The organism is Kytococcus sp. Marseille-QA3725, from assembly GCF_054950055.1.
In genome coordinates this window covers 101,897-125,339 of the sequence record NZ_JBUCLA010000002.1, presented here as the reverse complement: position 1 = coordinate 125,339, position 23,443 = coordinate 101,897, and the positions used below count along the sequence as shown (strand labels likewise).

The 23,443-nt window shown below is 73.9% G+C and carries 21 protein-coding genes and 1 tRNA gene; 13 read left to right on the top strand and 9 right to left on the bottom strand.

Going from position 1 to position 23,443, the window contains the following annotated elements; genetic code table 11:
• Nucleotides 1–105 precede the first annotated feature (105 nt).
• Genes ACY8FT_RS08585 through ACY8FT_RS08575 form a run of 3 tightly spaced genes read left to right on the top strand, consistent with a single transcriptional unit; the run spans nt 106 to nt 2,554 of the window.
• Nucleotides 106–507, top strand: coding sequence for a cold-shock protein (locus ACY8FT_RS08585; RefSeq protein WP_462418512.1), 402 nt, complete (start codon nt 106–108; stop codon nt 505–507).
• The gene (locus ACY8FT_RS08580) at nt 507–1,103 is read left to right on the top strand and encodes a DUF3027 domain-containing protein (RefSeq protein WP_462418511.1); all 597 of its coding nucleotides are present in this window, start codon (nt 507–509) and stop codon (nt 1,101–1,103) included. Before ACY8FT_RS08585 ends, ACY8FT_RS08580 begins: the two co-directional genes overlap by 1 nt.
• Nucleotides 1,100–2,554 (top strand): NCS2 family permease, encoded by a 1,455-nt coding sequence (locus ACY8FT_RS08575; RefSeq protein WP_462418510.1) that lies wholly within the window; start codon nt 1,100–1,102, stop codon nt 2,552–2,554. Before ACY8FT_RS08580 ends, ACY8FT_RS08575 begins: the two co-directional genes overlap by 4 nt.
• A gap of 152 nt (nt 2,555–2,706) precedes the next feature.
• Here the strand turns inward: ACY8FT_RS08575 and ACY8FT_RS08570 are convergent, their stop codons facing one another.
• The 4 genes from ACY8FT_RS08570 to ACY8FT_RS08555 form a co-directional block, all read right to left on the bottom strand.
• Nucleotides 2,707–3,012, bottom strand: a complete 306-nt coding sequence (locus ACY8FT_RS08570; RefSeq protein ID WP_462418509.1) for a hypothetical protein — start codon at nt 3,010–3,012, stop codon at nt 2,707–2,709.
• A 149-nt stretch (nt 3,013–3,161) separates the two neighbouring features.
• The gene (gene pepN / locus ACY8FT_RS08565; protein ID WP_462418508.1) at nt 3,162–5,822 is read right to left on the bottom strand and encodes an aminopeptidase N; all 2,661 of its coding nucleotides are present in this window, start codon (nt 5,820–5,822) and stop codon (nt 3,162–3,164) included.
• 64 nt (nt 5,823–5,886) lie between these two features.
• The gene (locus tag ACY8FT_RS08560) at nt 5,887–6,501 is read right to left on the bottom strand and encodes a hypothetical protein (RefSeq protein ID WP_462418507.1); all 615 of its coding nucleotides are present in this window, start codon (nt 6,499–6,501) and stop codon (nt 5,887–5,889) included.
• Nucleotides 6,502–6,630: 129 nt separating this feature from the next.
• The gene (locus ACY8FT_RS08555; RefSeq protein WP_462417950.1) at nt 6,631–7,602 is read right to left on the bottom strand and encodes an IS481 family transposase; all 972 of its coding nucleotides are present in this window, start codon (nt 7,600–7,602) and stop codon (nt 6,631–6,633) included.
• 117 nt (nt 7,603–7,719) lie between these two features.
• On the opposite strand from ACY8FT_RS08555, the gene pdxH reads away from it, so the two are divergent.
• From pdxH to ACY8FT_RS08510, 9 genes are all read left to right on the top strand, one after another.
• Nucleotides 7,720–8,472 (top strand): pyridoxamine 5'-phosphate oxidase, encoded by a 753-nt coding sequence (gene pdxH / locus ACY8FT_RS08550; RefSeq protein WP_462418506.1) that lies wholly within the window; start codon nt 7,720–7,722, stop codon nt 8,470–8,472.
• 96 nt (nt 8,473–8,568) lie between these two features.
• Nucleotides 8,569–9,291 carry a metal-dependent transcriptional regulator gene (locus ACY8FT_RS08545; protein ID WP_462418505.1) on the top strand — a complete coding sequence of 241 codons (723 nt, stop codon included), beginning with the start codon at nt 8,569–8,571 and terminating at the stop codon, nt 9,289–9,291.
• A 27-nt stretch (nt 9,292–9,318) separates the two neighbouring features.
• Nucleotides 9,319–10,674, top strand: a complete 1,356-nt coding sequence (locus ACY8FT_RS08540) for a hemolysin family protein (RefSeq protein WP_462418504.1) — start codon at nt 9,319–9,321, stop codon at nt 10,672–10,674.
• Nucleotides 10,674–11,750 carry a hemolysin family protein gene (locus tag ACY8FT_RS08535; protein ID WP_462418503.1) on the top strand — a complete coding sequence of 359 codons (1,077 nt, stop codon included), beginning with the start codon at nt 10,674–10,676 and terminating at the stop codon, nt 11,748–11,750. Before ACY8FT_RS08540 ends, ACY8FT_RS08535 begins: the two co-directional genes overlap by 1 nt.
• A gap of 12 nt (nt 11,751–11,762) precedes the next feature.
• Entirely contained in the window at nt 11,763–12,122 is a 360-nt protein-coding gene (locus ACY8FT_RS08530; protein ID WP_462418502.1) for a CrcB family protein, read from the top strand.
• Nucleotides 12,119–12,559 carry a CrcB family protein gene (locus ACY8FT_RS08525; protein WP_462418501.1) on the top strand — a complete coding sequence of 147 codons (441 nt, stop codon included), beginning with the start codon at nt 12,119–12,121 and terminating at the stop codon, nt 12,557–12,559. Before ACY8FT_RS08530 ends, ACY8FT_RS08525 begins: the two co-directional genes overlap by 4 nt.
• Entirely contained in the window at nt 12,556–13,698 is a 1,143-nt protein-coding gene (locus tag ACY8FT_RS08520; RefSeq protein ID WP_462418500.1) for a metallophosphoesterase family protein, read from the top strand. Before ACY8FT_RS08525 ends, ACY8FT_RS08520 begins: the two co-directional genes overlap by 4 nt.
• Complete coding sequence (locus ACY8FT_RS08515) at nt 13,695–16,319, top strand: AAA family ATPase (RefSeq protein WP_462418499.1); 2,625 nt, start codon at nt 13,695–13,697, stop codon at nt 16,317–16,319. The genes ACY8FT_RS08520 and ACY8FT_RS08515 overlap by 4 nt, the downstream gene beginning before the upstream one ends.
• Nucleotides 16,320–16,462: 143 nt before the next feature.
• Nucleotides 16,463–16,927 carry an SRPBCC family protein gene (locus tag ACY8FT_RS08510; RefSeq protein WP_462418498.1) on the top strand — a complete coding sequence of 155 codons (465 nt, stop codon included), beginning with the start codon at nt 16,463–16,465 and terminating at the stop codon, nt 16,925–16,927.
• Nucleotides 16,928–17,086: 159 nt separating this feature from the next.
• Here ACY8FT_RS08510 and ACY8FT_RS08505 read toward each other — a convergent pair.
• A tRNA-Arg gene (locus tag ACY8FT_RS08505) sits at nt 17,087–17,158 on the bottom strand.
• A 57-nt stretch (nt 17,159–17,215) separates the two neighbouring features.
• Between ACY8FT_RS08505 and ACY8FT_RS08500 the strand changes: the two genes are divergently transcribed.
• Nucleotides 17,216–20,809: a hypothetical protein gene (locus ACY8FT_RS08500; RefSeq protein ID WP_462418497.1), complete on the top strand. Its 3,594-nt coding sequence runs from the start codon at nt 17,216–17,218 to the stop codon at nt 20,807–20,809.
• Nucleotides 20,810–21,150: 341 nt separating this feature from the next.
• On the opposite strand, the gene mscL is transcribed toward ACY8FT_RS08500, so the two are convergent.
• The 4 genes from mscL to ACY8FT_RS08480 form a co-directional block, all read right to left on the bottom strand.
• Complete coding sequence (gene mscL, locus ACY8FT_RS08495; RefSeq protein WP_462418496.1) at nt 21,151–21,528, bottom strand: large conductance mechanosensitive channel protein MscL; 378 nt, start codon at nt 21,526–21,528, stop codon at nt 21,151–21,153.
• Between the two features lie 134 nt (nt 21,529–21,662).
• On the bottom strand, nt 21,663–22,322 hold the full coding sequence (locus tag ACY8FT_RS08490; RefSeq protein ID WP_462418495.1) for an SAF domain-containing protein: 660 nt from the start codon (nt 22,320–22,322) through the stop codon (nt 21,663–21,665).
• A 113-nt stretch (nt 22,323–22,435) separates the two neighbouring features.
• Nucleotides 22,436–22,708, bottom strand: coding sequence for an FmdB family zinc ribbon protein (locus ACY8FT_RS08485; protein WP_462418494.1), 273 nt, complete (start codon nt 22,706–22,708; stop codon nt 22,436–22,438).
• Between the two features lie 56 nt (nt 22,709–22,764).
• The gene (locus ACY8FT_RS08480) at nt 22,765–23,361 is read right to left on the bottom strand and encodes a 5-formyltetrahydrofolate cyclo-ligase (protein ID WP_462418493.1); all 597 of its coding nucleotides are present in this window, start codon (nt 23,359–23,361) and stop codon (nt 22,765–22,767) included.
• Between the last annotated feature and the right edge of the window lie 82 nt (nt 23,362–23,443).

Below are 23,443 nucleotides of genomic sequence, written 5' to 3'. Positions count from 1 at the left end.
ATGGGCCCGGACTGAGCGTGCGGAGGCCACCAGCGCCCGCACCCCCACACATTCGTCGCCGCCCCCCGGCAGGGGGCGGCCCCTTCGTGGAACAGGAGTTCCCCAGTGCCCACCGGAAAGGTCAAGTGGTACGACGCCGACAAGGGCTTCGGCTTCGTCGGTGACGACGCCGGCAGCGACGTCTTCCTGCGGGCGGCGGCGCTGCCCGAGGGCGTCACCACGCTGCGCCCCGGCGCCCGGCTGGAGTACAGCATCGTCCAGGGTCGCAAGGGCGACCAGGCCATGCACGTGCAGCTGCTGGACGCCCCGCCGTCGGTGCAGCGGGGGCGGACGCTGCGCGACCGCAAGCCGGCCGACGACATGGCCGTGGTCGTGGAGGACCTGATCGCCCTGCTGGACGACGCCTCCAACCAGCTGCGCCGCGGGCGCTACCCCGACGCCCGGCACGGGCAGTCGCTGGCCAAGGCGCTGCGCGCCGTGGCCGACCAGTTCGAGGCAGGCCGCTGATGGGCGCCGCAGCCCCGCGAGGCGGCCGCTCCGCACGTCCTGACGCCGTGCTCACGGAGGCCGTGGAGGCCGCCCGCGAGGGACTCGACGGTGTCGCCGCGGCCGGTGCCGTCGGCGAGCACCGGGGCGCCCGCACCGTCGGTGAGCGCCTCGTGACGCACTCCTTCGAGTGCCTGCTGCGCGGCTACGGCGGCTGGCAGTGGGAGGTCACCATCGCGCGGGCCCCGCGCAGCAAGCGCGTCACCGTCTGCGAGGCCCACCTGGCCCCCGCCGAGGGTGCGCTGCTGGCGCCCGAGTGGGTGCCCTGGGCCGACCGTCTGCGCCCGGAGGACTTCGGCGTGGCCGACGCGAAGGCCGAGGAGCCGCAGCTGGTCCTGGTCGCCCCCGCGGCGCTGCCGGTGCGCCCCGGCGTGGCGCAGCCGGAGCGCGTCGCCGCCCGGTGCGAGAACTGCGACTGCGCCGGCTACCTCGTCCCGGTGGAGTCCCTGCGCGCCGACCGCGCCGCGCTCGCCGAGCCCGAGCCGGACCCGCTGCCGGACCCGCTGGTCGACGACTACGAGCTGGAGGCCGTCGTCCTCTCCGAGGAGGCCGAGTGACCGGCCTGCTCGACCGCTGGTTCGAGCTCGACGCTCGGGGGACGACCCTCGCCCGCGAGGTGCGCGGCGGCGTCGTCACCTTCTTCACGATGGCCTACATCATCGTGCTCAACCCGCTGATGATCGGCACGGTCGCCGACGGCACCGGGCAGTTCCTCGGCGGTGGTGACAGCCCGAACATCGGCATGGTGGCCGCGGCGACCGCGCTGGTGGCCGGCGTCATGTCCATCCTCATGGGCGTCGTGGCCAACTATCCGCTCGCCCTGGCTGCCGGGCTGGGCCTCAACGCCTTCGTCGCCTTCGGCGTGGCCAGCCTGCCCGAGGTCACCTGGGCCGACGCGATGGGGCTGGTGGTCCTCGAGGGCCTCATCATCCTGCTGCTCGTGCTCACCGGTTTCCGGCAGGCCGTCTTCCAGGCCATCCCGGCCGAGCTCAAGACCGCCATCAGCGTCGGCATCGGCCTGTTCATCGCGTTCGTCGGCCTGGTCGACGCCGGCATCGTGCGCAAGCCCGCCAGTGGTCCCGTCCCCGTCGAGATGGGCGTGGGCGGCTTCCTCTCGGGCTGGCCCACGCTGGTGTTCGTCCTCGGGCTGCTCGCCATCATCGTGATGCTGGTGCGCGGCGTCCGTGGCGCGATCCTCTACGGCATCCTCGGCTCGACCGTGCTGGCGATGGTGCTGGAAGCCGTCCTCGGGATCGGCTCCCAGACCGACGCGAAGGGCGAGCTCGTGAACCCCACCGGCTGGGGCCTCAACGTGCCCGCCCTGCCCTCGCAGTGGGTGCAGGTGCCGGACTTCGGGCTGCTCGGCCAGTTCAACCTGCTCGGCTCCTTCAGCTCCATCGGCGTGGTGGGGGCGAGCCTGCTCGTCTTCACCCTGCTGCTCACCGACTTCTTCGACACGATGGGGACCATGGTCGCCGTCGGGGCCGAGGCCGACCTGCTGGACGAGGAGGGCAATCCTCCCCGGGCCCAGCGCATCTTGGTCGTCGACTCGCTGGCCGCCGCAGCCGGTGGCATGGGCTCGGTGTCCTCGAACACCTCGTTCGTCGAGTCCGCCGCGGGTGTCGGTGAGGGCGCCCGCACCGGGCTGGCGAGCGTGGTCACCGGGGTGCTCTTCCTGCTGGCCACCTTCCTCTCGCCGCTCGTGGCGGTGGTGCCCTACGAGGCCGCCACCCCCGCGCTGGTGGTCGTCGGCTTCCTCATGATGCAGCAGGTCACCGGCATCGCCTGGGACCGGCTGGAGATCGCCGTCCCGGCGTTCCTGACGATCGTCCTCATGCCCTTCACGTACTCGATCACCGCCGGGATCGGTGCCGGGTTCGTGACCTACGTGGTGCTGCAGGTGGTGCAGGGCCGCGCGAAGCAGCTGCACCCGCTGATGTGGCTGATCGCGGCCATGTTCCTGCTCTACTTCGGCATCGACCCGATCCGCGACCTGGCAGGTGTGTGATGAGTGCCCAGACCCGACGTGTCATCGTCCTCGTGACCCTCGTGGCCCTGATCCTGGGGCCGGTGGTTGCCGCGCTGTTCAGCTGACCGGCGCAGACGACGGACGGCCCCCTCCCGCGCTGCGGGTGGGGGCCGTCCGTCGTGGTCGGTCCGTCAGCCGGCCGACGGCGGGGTCGTGGTGTCCGTCGGCTGCTCGATGCTGGGAATGGTGATCGTGCCGTTCCCGGGCGACGGGCTGGTGACGCTGGGGTCGGGGGATCCCTCGCTGGGTTCACCGGTCGGGCTCGGTGACTCCTCGGCGGGCGCGTCGGTCGGGGAGTCGCTGGGCGCCGGCGAGCTCTCCGAGCTCGTCGGGTCGCTGCTGCTCGGGTCGTCGCCGGAGTCCCCGCTGCACGCGGTGAGGCCGCTGAGCGCCAGTGCCGCGACGGCCCAGCCAGCCGTACGGGTGCTGTGTGTCATGAACCCTCCCTGGGTGGTGACGGTCACACCACCGTGGACCACGAGGGTCCCGGTGCCAAGCCGACGGGCCCGACTGTGAGGGACCCGTGAGGTGGGCGCGGGCGCCGGGGTGACCGACCGGCGCCCGCGCGCTGGGTGGCGACGCTCCGTCAGGCCACGTCCACCGGACCGGCCTCGGTGGCCAGCTGCTGGGCACGCAGCGAGCGTCGCAGCCCGTCCAGCTGGTCGACCACGATGCGGCGCAGCGCCGCGGGTGCCTCGGGGTGCTCCTGCAGCCAGGTCTCGCTCGCCGGCACGCTCTCGGCGCCACCGGGGTACATGCCGGGCACGATGCGCTCGGCGATCTCCATGCCGTGCTGGCCCCAGATCTCCTCGAGGCGGGCGAAGTACTCCGCGGGCAGCCACGCGAGCTCGTCGCTGCGCAGCGGCTGGCGGACTCCCGCGATGGTGGCCGAGACGTGGTCGTTCGTCATCGACAGCGGGGTCAGCAGCCGCTCCCACGCCTCGCGGCGGGCCTCCTCGCCGGGCAGCGAGGAGACGGCGGCCAGGTGGTGCGTGATCGTCGAGTTGTTGCGCTCGGCCTCGAGCTCGGCGTCGAGCTCCTCACGGGTGGTCCCGCCGGTGGCCGCGAGGGCCTGCAGGAGCTCCCAGCGGCGGTCGGACTCCCAGGTCACGCCCTCGATGCTCTCGGTGCCGTCCAGCAGCACCCGGACCACCGTCGCGGAGGCGGGGTGGGTCGCGGCGGCCGCGGCGAAGGCGCGCTGCCAGACCAGCTGCGCGTCCGAGCCCGGCTCGGCTGCCCGGAGCCCGGCCAGGCAGGCCTCGGCCCAGGCGGCCCGCCAGGCGTCCCGCTGCTCCTCGGGGAGGTAGTGCTCGACGGCGCGCTGCGCGTTCGCCGCGACGGCGCCCAGCATGCCGCCGTGGGTCTCGCTGCTGAGGTTGGTGATCGCCGCCCGCACGTACTGGGCGGCGTGCAGTCGGCCGTCACGGGTGGCGTCCCACAGGGCCCACCAGGCGGCGGTGCGGGAGGTGTCGTCCTCCAGCGTCCCCAGGTGCTCCACCAGCGTGGTCATGCTCCGGTCGTCCAGCACCAGCTTGGCGTAGGTCAGGTCGCCGTCGTTGAGCAGCACCAGGTCGGGGCGGGCCGAGCCCACCAGGTCCTCCAGGCCCTCCACCTGCGCGAGGTCGAGGCTCGGGCCGGCCAGGTCCAGCTCCGCCCGGCGGGTCCTGCGCAGGCGACCGTCCGCCAGCTCGTAGGTGCCCACGGCCAGGCGGTGCGGGCGCAGCACCTCCTGCCCCGTCACGGGGTCGGTGCAGTGCTGCGTGAGCAGGGCCTCGGACACCGCGTCGTGCTCGTCCGTCCGCAGCTCCAGACCCAGCGTCGAGACGCCGGCGGTCCGCAGCCAGGGGCCCACCCACGCGTCGAGGTCGCGTCCCGAGGCCTCCTCGAGGGCGCGCAGCAGGTCCGGCAGCGTGGTGTTGCCGTAGGCGTGCTCCCGGAAGTACGCGGTCGAGCCGGCGAAGAACTGCTCCCGGCCCACGTAGTTCATGAGGTTCTGCAGCAGCGCGGCGCCCTTGGCGTAGGTGATGCCGTCGAAGTTCTGCCGGGCGGCCTCGAGGTCCTGGATCTCCGCGACCACCGGGTGCGTCGAGGGCTGCTGGTCCACCTGGTAGGCCCACAGCTTGCGCGCCGTGGAGAAGGCCACCCACGCGTCGGTGAACTCGGTGGCGTCCGCGCTGGCCTGGGTGCCCAGCAGCTCGGCGAAGGACTCCTTGAGCCACAGGTCGTTCCACCACTCCATGGTCACCAGGTCGCCGAACCACATGTGGGCCATCTCGTGCAGGATCGTGTTCGCCCGGTTGGCGCGCTGGGCCCGGGTGGGCGTGGAGCGGAACACGTAGTTCTCGGTGAAGGTCACGCAGCCGGGGTTCTCCATCGCGCCGAGGTTGTACTCCGGCACGAACACCTGGTCGTAGGTGCCCCACGGGTAGGCCACCCCGAAGGTGCGGTGGAAGAAGTCCAGCCCCGCGAAGGTGATGCCGAAGATCTCCTCGGCGTCGAAGTGCTCCACCAGGCTCTGGCGGCACAGCAGGCCGACCGGGACCTCGAGGGTGTCGCCGTCGGCGGTGGTGCCGCTCCAGGTGCGCTCGATGCGGTGGTACTCCCCGGCGCACATGGCGGTGATGTAGGTGCTCATCGGCAGCGTGGGCGCGTAGACGTGGCGCGTCCCCGCCGCGACCTCGGCGCCCGCGACGGTGCCGGCCGGTGCTTCCTCGGTGGTGGAGTCCTCGGCGTTGCACCGCACCACCCAGTCGCTCGGGGCGGTGATCTCCCAGGTGAAGGTCGCCTTGAGGTCGGGCTGCTCGAAGGTCGTGTACAGGCGGCGGCAGTCGGCCGGCTCGAAGTGCGTGTACAGGTAGGTGCGACCGTCGGCGGGATCGATGAAGCGGTGCAGCCCCTGCCCTGTGCGGCCGTAGGTGCCCACGCCCTGCACCACCACCCGGTGGCGGCCGGCGGCCAGCTGCGGCAGCTGGATGCGGGCACCGTCGAAGGCCTGCTCCACGTCCAGCTCGGTGCCGTCGACGGTGACCGAGTCCACGCCGCCGAGGAAGTCGAGGAAGGTCGACCCGCCGGCGCTCGTGAAGTCGAGGGTCGTCGTGGTGCCGAAGGTCGTGGCCTCCGGGTCCGGGGCCGTCCGGACGTCCACCTGGACGAGGTAGCTCAGCTCGCTCACGAGGGCCGAGCGCTCGGCGGCCTCGGTGCGGGCGAGGTTGCGGGAGGAGTGCGGTGCGGTGGGGCTGTGAGTCACGGGGGTCAGTCAAACAGAGCCGACCGACACCCTCGCCGTGACCCGGACGGTCACGGCACCCGCCTCAGGGGGTGTGGACCGTGCCGGTCAGCGGCTCGTCGTCGTCCGGTCCCCGCGTGCCGTCGGTGCCGGCGCCCGCTCCACCGGCGGCGCCGGGCGCGGTGCCGGTTCCCTGCGTGCTGCCCACGCCGGTCGTGCTGCCGGGACTCGTGGTCGTGCCACGGGACCCACCGGCTGCCGGGCGGGGCCGCCGGCGCGCGCCGAGGTCGGCGTGGCGCAGCAGCTCGCTCCAGGGGACGTCCACGTGCGGGTGCGTGGCCACCGGCTCCTCCCCGGAGAAGACCACCCACACCGGGCGGGAGTGCAGGAAGGTCTGCAGCACCGAGCCGTCCACCACGGAGCGGGCGTGGTTCTGGGCACGTCGCTTGGCGGCCGCGGCACCCAGCGGGGTGCGGTCCACGAAACCACCGGTCTGTCGCGGCGTGGCGTCGGTCATCCCCGCGTCCCGCACCGACGAGCCGCCGGGCACGGGGCGGCCGGTGCGTCGCTCCACCTCGTCGACCACGCCCGGTGCGTGCTTGCGGGCCTCCTTCACGAGCGTCGGGCCGTACTTCCGGGCGGCACCGGCGACCACCGGGCCGTACTTGATGACGCTGCGGATGACGCGGGGGTTGACCATGGTTCCTCCTGAGGGCGGCGGGGACGTCCGGGGCGCCATCTTGCCCAACGTCGAAGGGGTCCGTCGCCTTCCCGTCGGTGCGACCCCGGTTGGTGCCGCCCCGGACCGGTCCCTAGGTGTTCTCGGCCATCAGGTTGGTGACAGTCGGCTGGTGGGTGGGAGTCCTCCCAGGGCGCTGTGGCCGCGGTCAGTGTTGTAGTGCTCCAGCCAGGGTGCAAGCGCCTCGCGGCGGGCCTGGTTGCTGGTGAAGACCTGTCGGTAGGCCCACTCGCTTGCCAGGGTCCGGTTGAAGCGTTCGACTTTCCCGTTCTGCCACGGGCAGTGCGGGCGGATGAAGACCTGCCGGGCCCCCAGGACGGCCACCGCTTGGGCGAAGACCGTGCTCTTGCGGTAGGCCAGCGCGTTGTCGCTCATCACCCGCTCGATCGTGCCGATCCCGTGGGCGGCGAAGTAGGCCGCGGCCCGGGCGAGGAATCCCGCGCAGGTGGTGGCCTTCTCGTCGTCGTGGATCTCGCTGTAGGCCAACCGGGAATGGTCATCGACCATCGAGTGCACGTAGTCGTACCCCACCGGGCCCCGCCGACACTTCGCCACCTGGGTGGCCGCCCGCCCACGGGCCCGCCACCCACCACCGTCGGGGATCTTCCCGATCTTCTTCACGTCCACGTGGACCAGCTCACCGGGACGGTCCCGCTCGTAGCGGACCGTGGTGGCCTTCGATGCCCGGATGACCTGTCCGGTCAACGGGTCGCAGTCCCGCAGCAGGGCCACACCGTGACGGTGCAGGATCCGGTTGATCGTGCGCGCTGGGACACCGACCCGGGCCGCCAGGACGTCCTGCCCGACCCGGTGACGCGCCCGGGCCGCCACCACCTCGGTCTCGATGTGCGGGGCCGTACGCCGCGGCATCGAGTGCGGCCGGGAGGACCGTGTGAGCAACCCGGCCTCACCCTCGGCGGCATACCGGGCGATCCACGTCGCCACGGTCTTGCGAGAGACACCCATCGCCGCGGCGATATGAGCCTGTTTCCACCCTGCCTGGTACCGCTGAACGATCAACCGCCTGCCATGGACAGTCAGACGGGCACTACCGTGGGACACGAGAACCTCCGCTGGTTGTGGGCCCTAGACAAGCCACATCCCAGCCGGAGGTTCTCCCACGTCCAAGCCCCTACCACTGCTACCAACCTCCTGGCCGAGAACACCTAGGCTCGGGTCATGCATCCTTCCGACCTGGGCCGCCGGCGCGGGCGCCGTCTGGAACGTCTCGAGTACACCGGCGAGGGACTGGACTCTGACCAGATCCCCGACGCCCCGTGGGGCGTCGTGAAGGAGTGGATCCACACCGCGCACCACCGTGCCCTGGAGCGGGGGGACGTGCCCGAGCCGGGAGCCGTCGCGCTGGCGACCGTCGACGCCGACGGTGCTCCCGACGTCCGCATGGTGCTCTGCCGGGACGTGGACACCGACGGGCTGCGCTTCTACACCTCGCTGGTCTCGGCCAAGGCGGAGCAGATCGCCGCCGACCCGCGGGTGGCCGTCTCCTGGGCGTGGCCCGGCATGTTCCGGGCCCTGCGCTTCCGCGGCGTGGCCGAGGTGCTGCCCCGTGAGGACGTCACCGCGTACTTCCAGCAGCGCCCGTGGGGTGCCCGGATCAGCGCCCACGCCAGCCAGCAGTCCCACCCCCTGCAGGACCGCCGGACCCTGGCCCGCCGCGAGGCCGAGTTGGCGGAGCGCTGGCCGGACCGTGCCCGGCAGGACGACGTGCCGACCCCGGAGCACTGGGGCGGCTACCTGGTGCGCCCCTACCAGGTGGAGGTCTGGACGGGCCGGCAGTCGCGGATGCACGACCGGTGGCGCTGGCAGCTCACCGAGCCGATCGACCTCAGGGCGCCGGTGGAGGAACAGCGGGCCCTGCTTCTGCCGATGGACGACGTGACGGCCTGGATGCACACGCTGCTGCAGCCCTGAGCTGCACCACCCGCCCGGGTGAGGGTCGCCTAAGCACGTGTCGGTGCACTGCCCTACGATGTGGGCTTCGCACGTGCCACGGAAGGGCGGGCCCAGGTGAGTGACCTCATCGACACCACCGAGATGTACCTCAAGACCATCTACGAGCTGGACGAGGAGGGCATCCCGGCCCTGCGCGCGCGCATCGCCGAGCGCCTCGGCCACTCCGGCCCGACCGTCTCGCAGACGATCGCCCGCATGGACCGCGACGGCCTGGTGACCCTCGGCGACGACCGACGCCTGAACCTCACCGAGGAGGGGCGTCGGCTGGCCACGCGCATCGAGCGCAAGCACCGGCTGGCCGAGCGCCTGCTGGTCGACGTCATCGGCCTCGAGTGGGAGTACGTCCACGACGAGGCCTGCCGGTGGGAGCACGTCATGAGCGACCGCGTGGAGCGCAAGATCCTCGCCCTGCTCGAGAACTCCGACGAGTCCCCCTACGGCAACCCGATCCCCGGGCTCGAGGAGCTCGGCGGGGCCGAGGGCAAGACCTTCGGGGACGGCGTCGAGAAGCTCGTCGACGTCGTCCGCGACGGGCACGACACCGTCTTCGTGCGCCGCATCGGCGAGCCCGTGCAGGTCGACGGCGAGGCGCTCGCCCTGCTCACCGAGGCCGGCGTGCTGCCCGGTGAGCGCGTCCACGTCGAGGCCCGTGGCGAGGACCGCATCGTCGCCCGCGGTCTGCGCGAGGACGTCACCGGTGGCGTCTCCCTGCCCCACGAGATCGCGGCGCACGTCTTCGTGAGCCGCGTGGACACGCGAAGTCCGCACCCCCACTGACCCCCACCCTCCCGGAGCTGTTCCCTCTTGCTAGTCGCCCTCGGCGTCCTGACCGTCCTGGCCCTCACGGCCCTCACCGGGTTCTTCGTGGCCCAGGAGTTCGCCTACGTCTCGGTGGACCGCACCGAGCTGCGGACCCGCGCCGACGGGGGTGACGACCTCTCGCGCCGTGCGTACGACCTCACGAGCCAGCTCTCCTTCGTGCTCTCGGGGGCGCAGTTCGGCATCACCGTGACCACCCTGCTGGTCGGTTACGCGGCCGAGCCGCTCATCGGTGCCGGCCTGCGCGACCTGGTGGGGGCCGAGGCGGCCTCCCGCGCGGTCACCGCGATCGCGATCTCGCTGGGTGTGCTCCTCTTCAGCACCATCGTCCAGATGGTGCTCGGTGAGCTGGGCCCCAAGAACCTCTCCATCGCCCGTGCGGTGCCGGTGGCCCGGGCCATCGCGGGACCGACCGAGGCCTATCTCAAGGTGGCCGGTCCGGTCGTGCGCTTCTTCGACGACTCGGCGAGCTGGCTCCTGCGCAAGGTCGGCATCGAGCCGGTGGAGGAGCTCTCCTCGGGCGCGACACCGGAGGACCTCCAGCGCATCATCGACCAGTCGCACGCCAGCGGCCTGGTGGACGACGAGCTGCAGGACCTGCTGGACCGCGGTCTGGCCTTCCGCCACCGCACGGTGGGCGAGGTCATGACCCCCCGCGTCGACGTGGAGACCATCAGTGCCGACGACACCGTGGCCGAGCTGGTGGAGCTGTTGGAGAGCGGCCACAGCCGCTACCCGGTCTACGGGCGCGACATCGACGACATCGTGGGTGTGGTGAGCGTCTCCGACGTGCTGGGCATCCCGGTGGCGGAGCGCGCGGCCACGCCGGTCAAGCGGATCGTCGACGAGGCGGTGCTGCTGCCCACCTCGCTCGGGGTGACCAAGGCGCTGGAGGAGATGCGCCGCCGCCACCGGCAGACCGCGGTCGTCGTCGACGAGCACGGCGGCTTCGCCGGGGTGGTGTCCTTCGAGGACATCGCCGAGGAGGTGGTCGGCGACATCCTCGACGAGGACGACGAGGAGGAGTCGCCCGCGACCGAGCGGTCCGATGGCACGTGGCTGCTGCCGGCCAACCTGCGCCTGGACGAGGTGCGCAAGTTCACCTCGATCGGGCTGCCCGAGGGGGAGGACTACGACACCCTCTCCGGCCTGGTGCTCAAGACGCTGGGCCGGGTGGTCGAGTCCGGTGACGTGGCCGAGCTCAGCTGGATCGTGCGCGACGCCGACGGGGCGCCCATGCGGGCGAGCACCTCGCTGGAGGTCGTGTCGGTGGCGCGGCACGTGCCCGACGAGGTGGTGCTCGCCCCGGTGTCGGTCGAGGACGTGGAGGAGGTGGCCTGATGGGCGACGTGGAGAAGATCCTGCTCTCGGTGCTGCTGCTCGGCGTGAACGGCTTCTTCGTGGCCGCCGAGTTCGGCATCATGGCCGCCAAGCGCCACCGCCTGGAGGAGCGCGCGGAGACCGGGGGCCGGGCCGCCCGGGCCGCGGTGGCCTCCAGCAAGGAGCTCTCGCTCATGCTGGCCGCCAGCCAGCTGGGCATCACGCTGGCCACGCTGGGCCTCGGCGCGATGGCGGAGCCCGCCATCGCCCACCTGCTGGAGCCGGTGCTCGAGCTGCTGCACGTGCCGCACGCGCTGACCCACCCGATCGCGCTGGTGATCGCGCTGACGTTGGTGACCTACCTGCACATGGTGGTCGGCGAGATGGCGCCGAAGTCGTGGGCGATCGCCCACCCGGAGACCGCCGCCATCGGCATCGCGCTGCCCTTCCGGCTGTTCGCGATGATCACCAAGCCGTTCATCTGGCTGCTCAACGAGTTCACCAACCTGCTGCTCAAGCTGGTCGGCGTGGAGGCCGTGGACACCATCGAGGAGGAGCACGGCCCGGCCGAGCTGCAGCGCCTGATGTCCTCCTCGCAGGAGGCCGGCTCGCTGCCTGACGAGGACGCCCGCCTGCTGGCCGGCGCCTTCCGGCTGGAGAACCAGGACCTCTCGCAGATCACCCGCCCGGTGTCCGAGCTGGTGACCATCGGCGTGGACGCGTCGGCCACGGAGGTCGAGCGCCTGAGCCGGGAGACCGGCCGGTCGCGCCTGATCGTCACCCACGGCACGCGCCACGTCGGGCTGGTCCACGTGCGCGACGCGGTGACGGCGCTGGCGACCGGGTCCGACCCGAGCGTCGCCGAGCTGCGCCAGCAGATGCCGACCCTGCGGCGGGAGCTGCCGCTCATCGACGCCGCGGCGCTGATGCGTCAGCACCGGGCCCAGCTCGCGATGGTCGCCGACCCGGCCGGGCGCAAGGTGGGCATGGTCGCGCTGGAGGACATCCTCGAGCAGATCCTGGGCCAGTTCGACGACGAGACCGACGGCCTGGTGGTGGCCGCCGGGACCGGGCGCCGGCTGCGGCGCCGTCGCTGAGGGCCCGGTCCGGTGTGGCGGCCGCTGTGCCTGGTGGCGCTGGGCGGCGCGCTCGGCTCCGTGGCCCGGGTGCTGCTCTCGGAGGTCTGGGGCGCTGAGGCGGGACTGCTCCTGGTGAACCTCCTCGGTGCCCTGCTGCTGGGCCTGGCCGAGGCGCTCTGGCGCGGGCGGCGTCCGCTGTTGCTCACCTTCTGCGGCACCGGGGTGCTGGGCGGCTTCACCAGCGTGAGCGCCTGGGCGGTGCTCACGGCCGGGTCCTGGACCTGGTTCTGGACCGGACCGGTGCTGCTGGCCGCCGGGCTCCTGCTGGCGTGGGCCGGGATGCAGCTCGGGGAGCGTATGGGCCGGACGGGCGGTGCGTCGTGGTCGTGAGCGGCTGGGTGGTGCTGTGCGTCGCCGTCGGCGGGGCGCTCGGGGCGGTGCTGCGCTGGCTGGCCGACGCCGCCGGGCGGCGCTGGAGCCCGTCGGTCGCGGAGACCGGAGTGCTGGTCGCCAACGTCGCGGCCAGCGGTCTGCTCGGCTGGCTGGCCGCGGGGGACGTGCTGCTGGGGCCCGAGGCCGTGCCCGCCGCCGCGACGCCCTCCCCGCTCGCCGCACCCGTGCTGGGCTGGCAGTGGTGGCTGCTGGGCGCGGGGCTGGCCGGGGCGCTGAGCACCTGGTCGACCGCGGTGGTGCAGGTGGTGCGCCGCTGGCGGGCGGGGGACCGCTCGGTGGCGCTGGTGCTGGCGGTGGCCACCTGGCTGCTCGCGGCGGGGGCCGCACGCTGCGCGGCGACCCTGTCGGTGGCCGCCCCTACTCTGCCCGCATGAGGTTCTTGCAGACCAGTGACTGGCAGTGGGGCATGACCCGCCGCTGGCTCTCGACGGCCGACCAGGCGCGTTTCACGCAGGCCCGCAACGAGGCCGTGCAGCGGGCCGGTCAGGTGGCGGCCGAGCACGACTGCGCCTTCGTGGTGGTGGCGGGGGACGTCTTCGACTCCAACCACCTGGGGCGGGAGACGGTGCGCCGGGCGATGGAGGCGCTGCGCCAGGTGCCGGTGCCGGTCTACCTGCTGCCCGGCAACCACGACGCGCTGGACGCGGCCTCGGTCTACGACCAGGAGGCCTTCACCGAGGCGGGACTGGACCACGTGCACGTGCTGCGGGACAGCGAGCCGGTGGAGGCGGCCCCCGGGATGGAGCTGGTGGGTGTGCCGCTGACCACCAACCAGCCGGACCACGACGTCGTCGCCGAGGTGCTCGACGCGCTGGAGGCGCCCGCGGACGGGGTGCGTCGGGTGCTCGTCGCGCACGGGCAGCTGGCCGAGCTCGACCCCGGGAACCGCGTCTCGGCGCTGGACGGGGACCGGATGCGCCGGGCGCTGGACGACGGGCTGGTGCACTGGGTGGCCCTGGGGGACCGGCACTCCCGCTGGAGCGACTCCTCGGGGCGCATCCACTACTCGGGGGCGGTGGAGGTGACCGACTTCCGCGACGACCCGGTGGGCGACGTGCTGGTGGTGGACCTCGGGGAGGACACGGCCGCCGAGCCGACGGCCGAGCCGGTGCACGTCGGCACCTGGCGCATGCTGCGGGTGGCCCGCGAGGTCGGGTCGGCGGAGGACGTCGCCGCGCTGCGGGCGGAGTGGACGGCCCTGGAGGACAAGGCCACGGTGGTGCTGCGTCACGCGCTGACCGGCACGCTCTCGCTGGCCGACGACGCGGCCCTGCAGGAGCTGCTGGAGTGGGCCTCGGAGACCTTCGCGGCGGCCTTCCCGTGGGAGCGGCACACCGACGTGGTCGTCGTGCCGCAGGACGCCGAGCTGACGGACGTCGGCATCGGCGGGTACGTGGCCCGCGCGGCCGCGGACCTCGAGGAGCAGGCGGAGTCCGGTGGCGAGGGAGCCGCGGCGGCCTCCGACGCGCTGCGGCTCCTGTACCGGTACGCGACGGCAGGGGAGCGGGCATGAGGATCCACCGCATCGAGGTGCAGGACCTCCGCGGCATCGACCACTACGCGCTGGAGGTGCCCGACAGCGGCGTGCTGGTGGTCGAGGGACCCAACGAGGCCGGCAAGAGCACCCTGGTCCGGGCGCTGGACATGCTGCTGACGGAGAAGGCGACCTCCCGCAAGCAGTACGTGAAGGACGCCCAACCGATCGGGCGCGACGAGGCGCCGCGGGTGACCGCGGAGCTGACCGTGGGCGGGCAGCGGTTCACCTACACCAAGCAGTGGCTGCGCCAGGTCCGCACCGAGTTCCGCGGGCACGGCCCCGGTGGTCGCCAGCTGACCGGCGACGACGCGCACAAGCACGTCTGCGCCCTGCTGGAGGAGCACGGCGACGAGACCCTCCGCCGCGCGATGCAGCTGCTGCAGGAGGGGGCCCTGACCCTCTCCGGCCTGGACGGCTCCCGCAGCCTCGCCGCGGCCCTGGACGCCGCGTCGGGTGGTGACACCGGTCAGGACGTGGACCAGGCCGCCAGCCTGGTGGAGCGGGTCGAGGCCGACGCCGCGGCCTACTGGACGCCCACTTTCCGGCCGACCGGGGAGCTCAAGCGCCTGCAGGACGAGCACGCCGCGGCGTCCGCACGCGAGGAGGCGGCCCGGGCCGCGGTCACCGAGATCGAGGGCGACGTGCGGCGGGCCGCCGACCTGGCCGCGGCCGCCGAGCGCGCGGAGGAGAGGCACCGGACGGCCCGCGCGGAGCAGGAGGACCTGACCCGTCGCTGGACCGAGACCGAGGCCGAGCGCACCGCGGAGGCCGCGGCGCGGGAGGCGCTGGAGCGGGCCGACCGCGAGCACGCCCGGGCCGAGGCCGACCAGCGGGCGCGGGTGGTGCTGGTGGCGGAGCTCGAGGAGGCCATGGCCGCCGAGCGGACGGCGCAGGAGGCACTCGAGGAGGCCACCGGGCCCCACGAGCGGGCACGGAAGGCGCTGGAGGAGGCCGGCCGGAGGCGGAAGTCCGCGGAGGACGCCGAGGGTGCTGCCCGCACCGAGTTGCGGGAGGCCGAGTCGCTGGTGGCGACCGCCCGGGCCGGCGCCGAGCTAACCGCCCTGGAGCGCACCGTCGAGCGGCTGGAGTCCCTGGTGACGCGGCAGCGGGAGGTCGCCGAGCGGCTTACCGGCGAGGTCGTGGACGACGAAGCGCTGGAGCGGATCACCGCCGCCCAGGACGCGTTGCGCTCGGCCACCGCACGTCGGGACGCGACGAGCCCGCGGGTCCGCATCGGCGGGGACGCGTCCGTGCCCGTGACCGTCGACGGCGAGGAGCTCACCGGTGACCGGCCGTGGGAGCGGGCCGTGACGCACCCGACCCGCATCGGCGTCTCGGGCGTGGAGGTCGAGCTGCTGCCGCCCCGCGGGGCGGACGACTCCGAGGTGCAGACGGCCGAGCGCGAGCTGGGCGAGCTGCTGCGGACGGTCGGGGCCGAGGACGTCGCGCACGCCCACCGCCTGCACGCTGCGGTGCAGCGGGCCGAGGCCGACCGCGTCGAGCTCGACCAGCAGTTCGAGGCCGCCCGCGAGGGACGGACGCTGGAGGAGTGGCGGGACGCCCGGCAGGAGGCACGGTCCCGGGTGGACCGCGCCGCAGACGGGCTGCCCGATCCGGAGGAGGCCGAGCAGCGCCTGGAGACCGCCCGGGCCGAGCAGGAACGGCAGCGCGAGGCGGCCGAGCAGGTGCGTGCCGAGGAGGCCGCCGCGCGGGAGACGCGGGACGCTCGCCGTGCGGCGGTGGACCGGGCCGAGGTGCAGCGTGACGCAGCGGTCGCCGCGGCCACCCGGGTGCGGGAGCGCGTGGCCGCGGCACGGGAACTCGCCGACGACGAGGCCGTCGAGCAGGCGCTCGCCGGGGCCGTGACCGCCCGTGACGAGGCCCGTGAGCTGCTCGCCCGGCGGAGCGAGGCCCTGCAGGAGGCCGGCTCGGTGGAGGAGGACGACCTCGAGGCCGCGCGGGTGGCCGCGGAGCAGGCCGAGGTGCGCCGGACCCGGGCCCGTGAGGATCTCGTGCGGGCCGAGACGGTGCTCGCGCAGGCCGGGCAGGAGGGCCGCGCGGAGGTGCTCGCGGAGGCCGAGGCGGCCCTGGAGCACGCCACCGAGGCGGTGGTGCGGGTGCAGGCCCGGGCCGACGCGCTGAAGGTGCTGCTGGAGACCCTGCGGGCCCGTCGCGCCGAGGCCCAGGCTAGCTACGTGCGCCCCTACCGGGAGGCCCTGGAGGAGCTCGGCTCGGTGCTCCACGGGGAGGACTTCGCCGTGGAGGTGGCGCCGGACCTCACGATCGTGTCCCGCTCCGTGGGCGGGGCCCCGGTGCCGGTGGAGGCCCTCTCCACCGGTGCGCGGGAGCAGCTGGCGGTCCTGGCGCGGCTCGCCGTCTCCCGCGTGGTGGACGGCGAGGAGGGGATGCCCGTCGTGCTCGACGACGCCCTCGGCTGGTCGGACCCCGAGCGGCTCCGACGGATGACGCGGGCGCTGCAGCGGGCCGGGGCGGACGCCCAGGTGATCCTGCTGACCTGCTTCCCGGGACGGTACGACGGCATCGCCGGGGCCGTCGTGCGGACGGTCGAGGACCTGCGGACGGCAGCCGGCGCCTGAGTGGTGGGTGACCGGCGAGGATGACCGGGGCGGGCGGTACCGGTCGCCCGCATCGGACACGGGCGTTAGCGTGGAAGGGATTCCTCGCCGACAGCGGGGCCGGGCGTGCTGGGCACGTCCGGACGAACACCCAGGAGGTGCTCATGAACGACCAGACCACCAGCATCAGCGCACAGCGGGAGATCCCGGCCTCGACCGAGGCGATCTTCGACGTCCTGACCCTGCCGGAGAACCACGTGAAGCTCGATGGCTCCGGCTACGTCCGATCCGTGGACCACGGTGACCGCATCACCGAGACGGGGCAGGTGTTCACCATGAACATGGAGGGTGAGCACATGGGCGGCGAGTACCAGACCGACAACCACGTCACCGGGTACTCCAAGAACCAGCGCGTGGCCTGGAGGACGGCCCCGGCCGGCACCGAGCCGCCCGGCTGGGAGTGGACCTGGGTCCTCGAGTCGCAGGGCCCGGAGTCGACGCACGTCACCGTGGTCTACGACTGGAGCGAGGTCACCGACCAGGCGCTGCTCGAGAAGGTCGGCTTCCCGCTCGTGCCCCAGGAGGGCCTCGAGGACTCCCTCGAGAAGCTGGCCGCCGAGGTCGACTGACCCGGAGCCAGCCGAGGGCGCTCCACCCGCCCCGGAGCACCCTCACCGGAAGGACCGGCGCCCCCCGTGGCGGCGTGCTGACCGCACGCAGAGCGCACGGCAGGTGCACGAAGGCCCGTCGACCGCCGAGAAAACGGCGGAACGACGGGCCTTCACGTGCGCCCCCGGCAGGATTCGAACCTGCGACACCTTCTTTAGGAGAGAAGTGCTCTTCCCCTGAGCTACGAGGGCGGGCGCGATGAGCGCGGTGGCACAGTCTACGGCGGTCGGGGCAACTACCCTGCTGGGGTGAGCACCGTGTCCCAGCCCCAGGCCCCCATCGGGCGCGCCACCGCGTCCACGTGGTCCTCTGCCCTCGCCGATGCCGGAGGGCGCAACAGCCTCATCTGGGGCACTGCCCCCGGCCTGTCCCTCGACCTCGTGGCCGCGCACCCCGGTGGCGTGGCCAAGCTGCTGTCGGGGCAGGCCGTCCTGCTCAGCGACCTCGTCCGAGCACCCGGCCCCCGGACACGTGCGCTCACCACGTGCCTCGCGATCGCCGACCGCGCCGAGGAGATGGAGGCCGACTGGGGGCTGGCCACCTGCTTCGTCACCTCCGGCGTCGCTTCCTGGCAGGTGCCCGGCACCCGACCCCCGGCGGCCCCGGTCGTCCTGCGCCCCGCCCACGTGACGGTGGTGGACGACCGCCGCACCGAGGTCGAGATCGCGCTGACGGGCATCCCGCAGGTGAACCCGGCGCTGCTGCGCTTCCTGCGCGTCTCCCACGGGGTCGACCTGGACCCGGTGGTGCTGGCCGAGATGGTCGACCGGCTGCACGCCCGCACCGACGAGCCCCTGCTGCGCCACCTGGAGTCCCTCTGCCGCGCGGTGCCGGGCTTCACGGTGCGCTCCGGGCAGCACCTGGCCGGTGTCACGCTCGCAAAGGACGCCGGCATCGCCGACCTCGCCGAGGTGACCGCCGCCCCCTCCCGTCTGCTGATGCTGCTGGCCTCGGCCGCGGCCGGGCGCAGCTCGGGCCCGGTGGCCCCGCACCTGCCGCGCGTGGCGGGGGTCCGGCGCGGCGTCGTCTGCCCGCTGGATGCCGCCCAGCTGCAGGTCGTGGACCTCGTGGCCGCCGGGCAGGACGTGCTCGTCGAGGCGCGTCCGGGCACGGGCCGCACCAGCCTGCGCTCGGCGCTGGTGGCCGATGCCGTGAGCCGCGGGGAGACCGTGCTCGTCGCGGCAGCCGACGAGACCGTGCGCCGGCAGGTGGCGGCCGTCGTCGACAACTGGGCGGACACCGAGGTTCCCGTCGCGTGGGACGTCGCGCGCACCCGCCAGGAGCAGTCGGACCAGCACGCCCGCCTGGTCGCTGCGCTGGAGCGCGTCATCGAGGGCAGGGACCCGGCGCCGCAGCGGACGGCCGGCGCCTCGTGGTCCGAGGTCGAGCGCGCGCTGGGCCAGCACCTGGACCACACCGCGATGGTGCACGACAAGCGGCACCCGTGGGGTGTCAGCGTGCACGACCTGCACCAGCGCCTCGCGGCCCTGGCGAGCCTGCCGAACCCGCCGTCGATCGTCGTCCCGCTCGAGGACGAGGTGGTGACGCACCTGACCGTCGCCGACCTGCCCGGTCTGCAGCACGACGTCACCGAGCTCGCCCGCCGTGGAGCGTGGACCCTGCCGAGTCGGGACAACCCGTGGTTCGACGTGCACGCCGACGACGAGCCGGAGGCCGCCCGCCTGCTGTCCCTCGCCGAGGAGATCTCGGGTGGCCGGCTGCAGCGCACGCGCGACGACCTCGCGGCCGTGGCCAAGGCGCTCTCGGTGCCGCAGGCCCGGACGCTGGAGGAGGGGCTGCGGCTGCTGCGGCTGGCCCGGTCGGCGCGCATGGCCCTGCGCCGCTTCGGCCAGGACGTGTTCGAGCAGGACCTCGACACCTGGTCGGCGGCCTTCGGCGGGCGCTCCACGCAGTCCCTCGGCCCGCTGCAGACGCGTCGCGTCCGGTCGCGGGTGCGCTCGCTGCTGGAGTCCCGCGGCACCGAGCCGGAGGACGGTGCGGCTGCGGCCGTGGCCCAGGCGGTCAGCACCGACCAGCGGCTCGCGGCGTGGCCCGGCCGTCGTCCCGGGGCGCCGGTGGACCAGCTGGGGCAGGAGCTCACGGAGGTCTCGGAGCACTTCGAGGCGCTCTATGACGACCTCGTGTGGTTCGAGAAGCACCTCGAGGGCGCGGGGCGGGGGGACGACCTGCTGCGCGCGGACGTGCAGGAGGTCCAGCAGCGTCTGGAGCGGATGGTCGCCCACCACGAGGGTGCCCGGGTGCTGCCGCAGGTCTCGCCCCGGTGGCGCGAGCTGGTCGGTCGTGGCCACGAGCCGGTGCTGCGGGAGTTCGCCCGCCGTGCGCTGCCGACCGACCGGGTGGCCGCCGAGCTCGAGCACGTGTGGATCCGCGCGGTGCTGGCGCTGCTGGAGCGGGAGCAGCCCGCGCTCGCTACCCACGACCGGGAGACCTCGCAGGAGGCCCTGGCCGAGCTGGAGCAGGCGGTCGCGGACTCGCAGGCCGCGGCCCGCGAGGCGGTGGCCGAGGCCGTGCACCGGGCGCGCTCCTCGGTCGCCCGGACCCGCCGCGCGACGGCCCTGCTGGAGGCCGCCCGCCGGGACGGCCCGTGGAGCCTGGCCGAGTGGTGGCGCCGTGCCCCGGACGTGATGCGGGCGCTCACCCCCGTGGTGGTGGTCTCGCCGTGGGTGGTTGCCGATGCGCTGCCCCCCTCGGCCCGCGTGGACCTGGTGGTCGTCGACGACGTGTCCGGGGCGACCCCGGCCCGGCTGGCCGGCGTGCTGGCCCGGGGCGGCACGCTCGTCGGCTTCGGCGACCCGGAGGTGTCCCGTCCCCGGGAGCCGCAGCCCAGCACGCCGGGTGAGCCGGTGGCGCCCGCTCCCGGTGACTCGGCCTGGACCGTGCTCTCGCGCCGCGTGCCCCAGCTGACCCTCACCACCCAGTGGCGCCCGCTCTCGGCGGACCTGGAGCCGCCGGTCCCGGGGCGGGCCCCGTTGGCCGCCGTGCCCGGCCTGCAGCCGCGCGCCCGTCACCGGCACGTGGTGGAGCAGGAGGGCGTGCCTCAGGCCGTGTGGAACCTGGTGCGGGGTGCTCTGGCCCAGCCGTCGGGGAGCCGGTCGGTGCTGCTGGCCACCCCCACCGACACCGAGGCCGTCTGGTGGCGCCAGCGGCTGGACCGGCACCTGGCCGGTGACCACTACACCGGTGGGGTGCGCAGCCAGGTCGTCGTGCTGCCCTGGCGCCGCGCGCACCGGACGACGGCCGACGTCGTCGTGGTGCTCGCCGACGGCCACGGGGAGCACTTGGGCTCCACGGTCACCCGGCAGGGCAGCGACGTCGACGTGCTGCCGGTGCTGCGCCGGGCCCGCCGGTCGCTGGAGCTGGTGGTCACGCGGTCCTCCGAGCGCGAGCTGCGGGGAGCCCGCTCGGTGCCGGACTCGGCCGGTGGCCTGATCACCCGCTGGTTCGACGCACCGTCGGTCGGCGACCAGACGGTGCCGGAGGCCGACCTGCCGCCGCTGCACGCCCGTTTCGTGCGGCGCATGCGGGCCGAGGGCCTGGTGGTCCGCCCCGTGCACCACCCGCTCCTGGGGTGGATGGTGCACGTGGCCCCGGGCGTGGGGCGGCCGGAGATCACCACGGTGCTCTTCGACGAGCCGGTCACCCGTGAGGGCCTGGAGATCGACGCCCACGTGCGCGTGTGGCCGGAGCAGTTGCGCCGGGCCGGGTGGCTGGTGGAGTCCGTCTCGAGCCTCGACCTGCACCGGGACCTGGGGCGGGAGGCGATGCGCGTGCGCAACGCGGTGCTGCGGGCCTCGGCCCAGCAGCACGGGCGTCACGCGTGACGGGGCGCCGGCGCCACCGTCGGGTGCAGGCTCCCCCCACGGCCGCGGACGCCACGCGCGACTGGGAGGACTCGACGCCCACCGCACGGCCCCCGCGGGAGCCGGAGCCCGCACGGCCGGCCCCCACCGCCCAGCAGAGCACGGGGACCCGCCGGGTGGTCAGCGATCGCCCCTTGTCCGCCGCCGACCGCCGCTGGCTGGAGGACCGCCCTCCCCACTGGGGGTGATCCACACGGGCCCACCACCCTGCTCGCACGCGAGAGTGCCGCAGCCCCACCGGGGCTGCGGCACTCTCAGGTCGGCGCCGGGGGCGCGGGGTCACTGAGAGGTGACCGGACGGGTCACAGGCCGCGGTTGGCCCGGAGCAGGTCGCGGATCTCGGCGAGCACCTCGGAGTCGGTCTGCGGGGCGACGTAACCGCGGCGCTCGTTGAACGTGTTCATCGGCAGCACGAAGATGAAGTAGACGACGGCGGCCGTGATCAGGAAGGTGATCAGTGCCGTGATGATGGCGCCGAAGTCCATGAACGTGGCCGGGTTGCCGGCGCGCAGGTGGAAGCCGAGACCGGAGGCGTCGGCGCCGCCGACGGCGGCCAGGATCGGGTTGATGAGGTTCTCGACGACCTTGGTGACGACGGCGGCGAAGGCGCTGCCGATGACGACGGCGACGGCCAGCTCGACCACGTTGCCGCGGAGGATGAACTCCTTGAAACCCTGCATGGGGTGCTCCTTGCGAAATGTGTGTGGGCCCCACGAGCGGGGCCGAGGGGCGGAAGATTACCGGGTCCCGGCAGGGTGGATGACGCATCACCGTGCGCTCTGCGTCACTTTTCCGACGGGGTCTTCCCGCCCTGCTAGGAGCCCTTCTCCTCCGGGCGCACGAGGGTGACGGCCACGGGGGTCTCGGTACCGGTCTGCTGCACTCCGGCCAGCGAGACCTCGTCGGCCTCCTCGGGGGTCAGCGCCACCCACAGGCCCCCCACGGCCTCCGGTGACTCCGGGTCCGCGCCGGCGGCCCCGTGGACCACCGCGTGCGGGGCCAGGGTGTCGCCGGTCGCGCGGTCGATGAGGCGCACCGTCCCGCCCGGTCGCGCGGCGTCGAGCACGGGGGCGTCCAGCACCGGCAGGAAGAGCAGCTCCTTCCCGTCGGGCAGCTGGTCCTCGCCCAGCACCGACCGCGGTGTGAGCGGGTCCCCCTGCTCGACCGGAGTAGCCAGCGTCCGCCCCACGAGCCGGTCAGCGGAGCCGCCCCAGCCGGCCGCCTCGGCGGGCAGCTCCACCGTCTGCAGGTGCTCGTCGGTCAGGACCGTCCCGGCCGCCAGCGCCTCACCGGCCACCAGGGCCCGGGTGGTCTCCGGCGGGCTCGGTGAGACGGCCTGCACGCAGGTGCCCACGGCCAGGGCCGCGCACCCGATCGCGCCGAACCGCCGCCAGCGTCGCATCCGGTGCGCCGTGGGGCGGTCGCTGGGCGCAGGGGTGCTCCCGCGTCGTCGCAGTCGGTCCAGCAGGTCCATGGTTCCTCCCGAGGTCGTCGGGAGCAGCGTCGACGACGACCGGCCCCGCACGGTGTGCGGAGCCGGTCGGGGTGTGGACGGGGTGACGGGGCCGGGGCCCTGCCCTCAGCCGCTCAGTCGTCTGAGCCGCTCGAACCCCCGGAGCCGCCGGAGTCGCCGGAGGAGCCCGAGTCGCCGGAGGAGCCCGAGTCGCTGCCGGAGGACATCGGCCCACGGCTGTCGTTGCGGTAGAAGCCACCGCCCTTGAAGCTCACGCCAACCGAGCCGTAGACCTTCCGCAGCCGGCCCTCGCACGCTGGGCAGGTGGTCAGGGTGTCGTCGGTGAACTTCTGCGCGATGTCGAAGGCGTTGTCGCACTCGGTGCAGGCGTACGAGTAGGTGGGCATGGCGGGATCTTATGACGGTCCGGCGGCCGGTCGGTCCGCTGCGCCCGGCGGTCGGCTCAGAACCAGGTGACGCCCGCGGGGCGGAGGACGCCGTCCACCGGCCGGTCGTGCTCCTCGGACGGCACGGAGGCCACCAGCTCGGTGTCGTGCAGCAGCGTCACCACGGGCACCCCGCTGCGGCGTCGGGGGAGGGTGCGGTCGTAGCAGCCACCGCCCTGCCCCAGGCGCATGCCGTCCCGTCCGACGGCCAGCCCGGGGGTCAGCACCAGGTCGGCCTGCGCGATGCCGTCGAGACCGAGCGGCTCGGAGGTGCCCAGCGCGTCCTCGGGGACGACCTCCCCCTCGGGGAGCTCGCGGAGCTCCACCCAGTCGAGGTCGAGCGAGGGCAGGGTCACCGGCAGCAGCACGCGGACCCCGGCCTCGAGCAGGCCCCGTGCCAACCGTGCGGTGGGGGGCTCGGTGGCCCATGCGGTGAACAGGGTGACCACTCGGGCACCCTGTTCGTCCACCAGGGCGAGGCCGTGGCGGGCGACCGCGGCACCGTCCTCGGCGTGCCGGCCCTCGGCGGCCCAGGCCCGGCGGGCGGTGCGGACGGCCCAGCGGGCGCCCGGCTTGTCGGCGGGCAGGTCCAGGGGAGCGGTGGGATCGGCCATGCCCAGCAGTATCCCCGCTCGCCGGGATCCCGTCAGGGCCAGGGCCGCTCGCCTCCTCGGCCGGAGAGGGTCAGGACTGCGT

What these genes read in the sequence shown, in the direction of transcription:
- ACY8FT_RS08580 (WP_462418511.1), top strand. Translation starts at nt 507, where the DNA reads ATGGGCGCCGCAGCCCCGCGAGGCGGCCGCTCCGCACGTCCTGACGCC.
- ACY8FT_RS08570 (WP_462418509.1), bottom strand. Translation starts at nt 3,012, where the DNA reads ATGACACACAGCACCCGTACGGCTGGCTGGGCCGTCGCGGCACTGGCG.
- ACY8FT_RS08560 (WP_462418507.1), bottom strand. Translation starts at nt 6,501, where the DNA reads ATGGTCAACCCCCGCGTCATCCGCAGCGTCATCAAGTACGGCCCGGTG.
- pdxH (WP_462418506.1), top strand. Translation starts at nt 7,720, where the DNA reads ATGCATCCTTCCGACCTGGGCCGCCGGCGCGGGCGCCGTCTGGAACGT.
- ACY8FT_RS08535 (WP_462418503.1), top strand. Translation starts at nt 10,674, where the DNA reads ATGGGCGACGTGGAGAAGATCCTGCTCTCGGTGCTGCTGCTCGGCGTG.
- ACY8FT_RS08520 (WP_462418500.1), top strand. Translation starts at nt 12,556, where the DNA reads ATGAGGTTCTTGCAGACCAGTGACTGGCAGTGGGGCATGACCCGCCGC.
- ACY8FT_RS08515 (WP_462418499.1), top strand. Translation starts at nt 13,695, where the DNA reads ATGAGGATCCACCGCATCGAGGTGCAGGACCTCCGCGGCATCGACCAC.
- ACY8FT_RS08510 (WP_462418498.1), top strand. Translation starts at nt 16,463, where the DNA reads ATGAACGACCAGACCACCAGCATCAGCGCACAGCGGGAGATCCCGGCC.
- mscL (WP_462418496.1), bottom strand. Translation starts at nt 21,528, where the DNA reads ATGCAGGGTTTCAAGGAGTTCATCCTCCGCGGCAACGTGGTCGAGCTG.
- ACY8FT_RS08490 (WP_462418495.1), bottom strand. Translation starts at nt 22,322, where the DNA reads ATGGACCTGCTGGACCGACTGCGACGACGCGGGAGCACCCCTGCGCCC.
- ACY8FT_RS08485 (WP_462418494.1), bottom strand. Translation starts at nt 22,708, where the DNA reads ATGCCCACCTACTCGTACGCCTGCACCGAGTGCGACAACGCCTTCGAC.
- ACY8FT_RS08480 (WP_462418493.1), bottom strand. Translation starts at nt 23,361, where the DNA reads ATGGCCGATCCCACCGCTCCCCTGGACCTGCCCGCCGACAAGCCGGGC.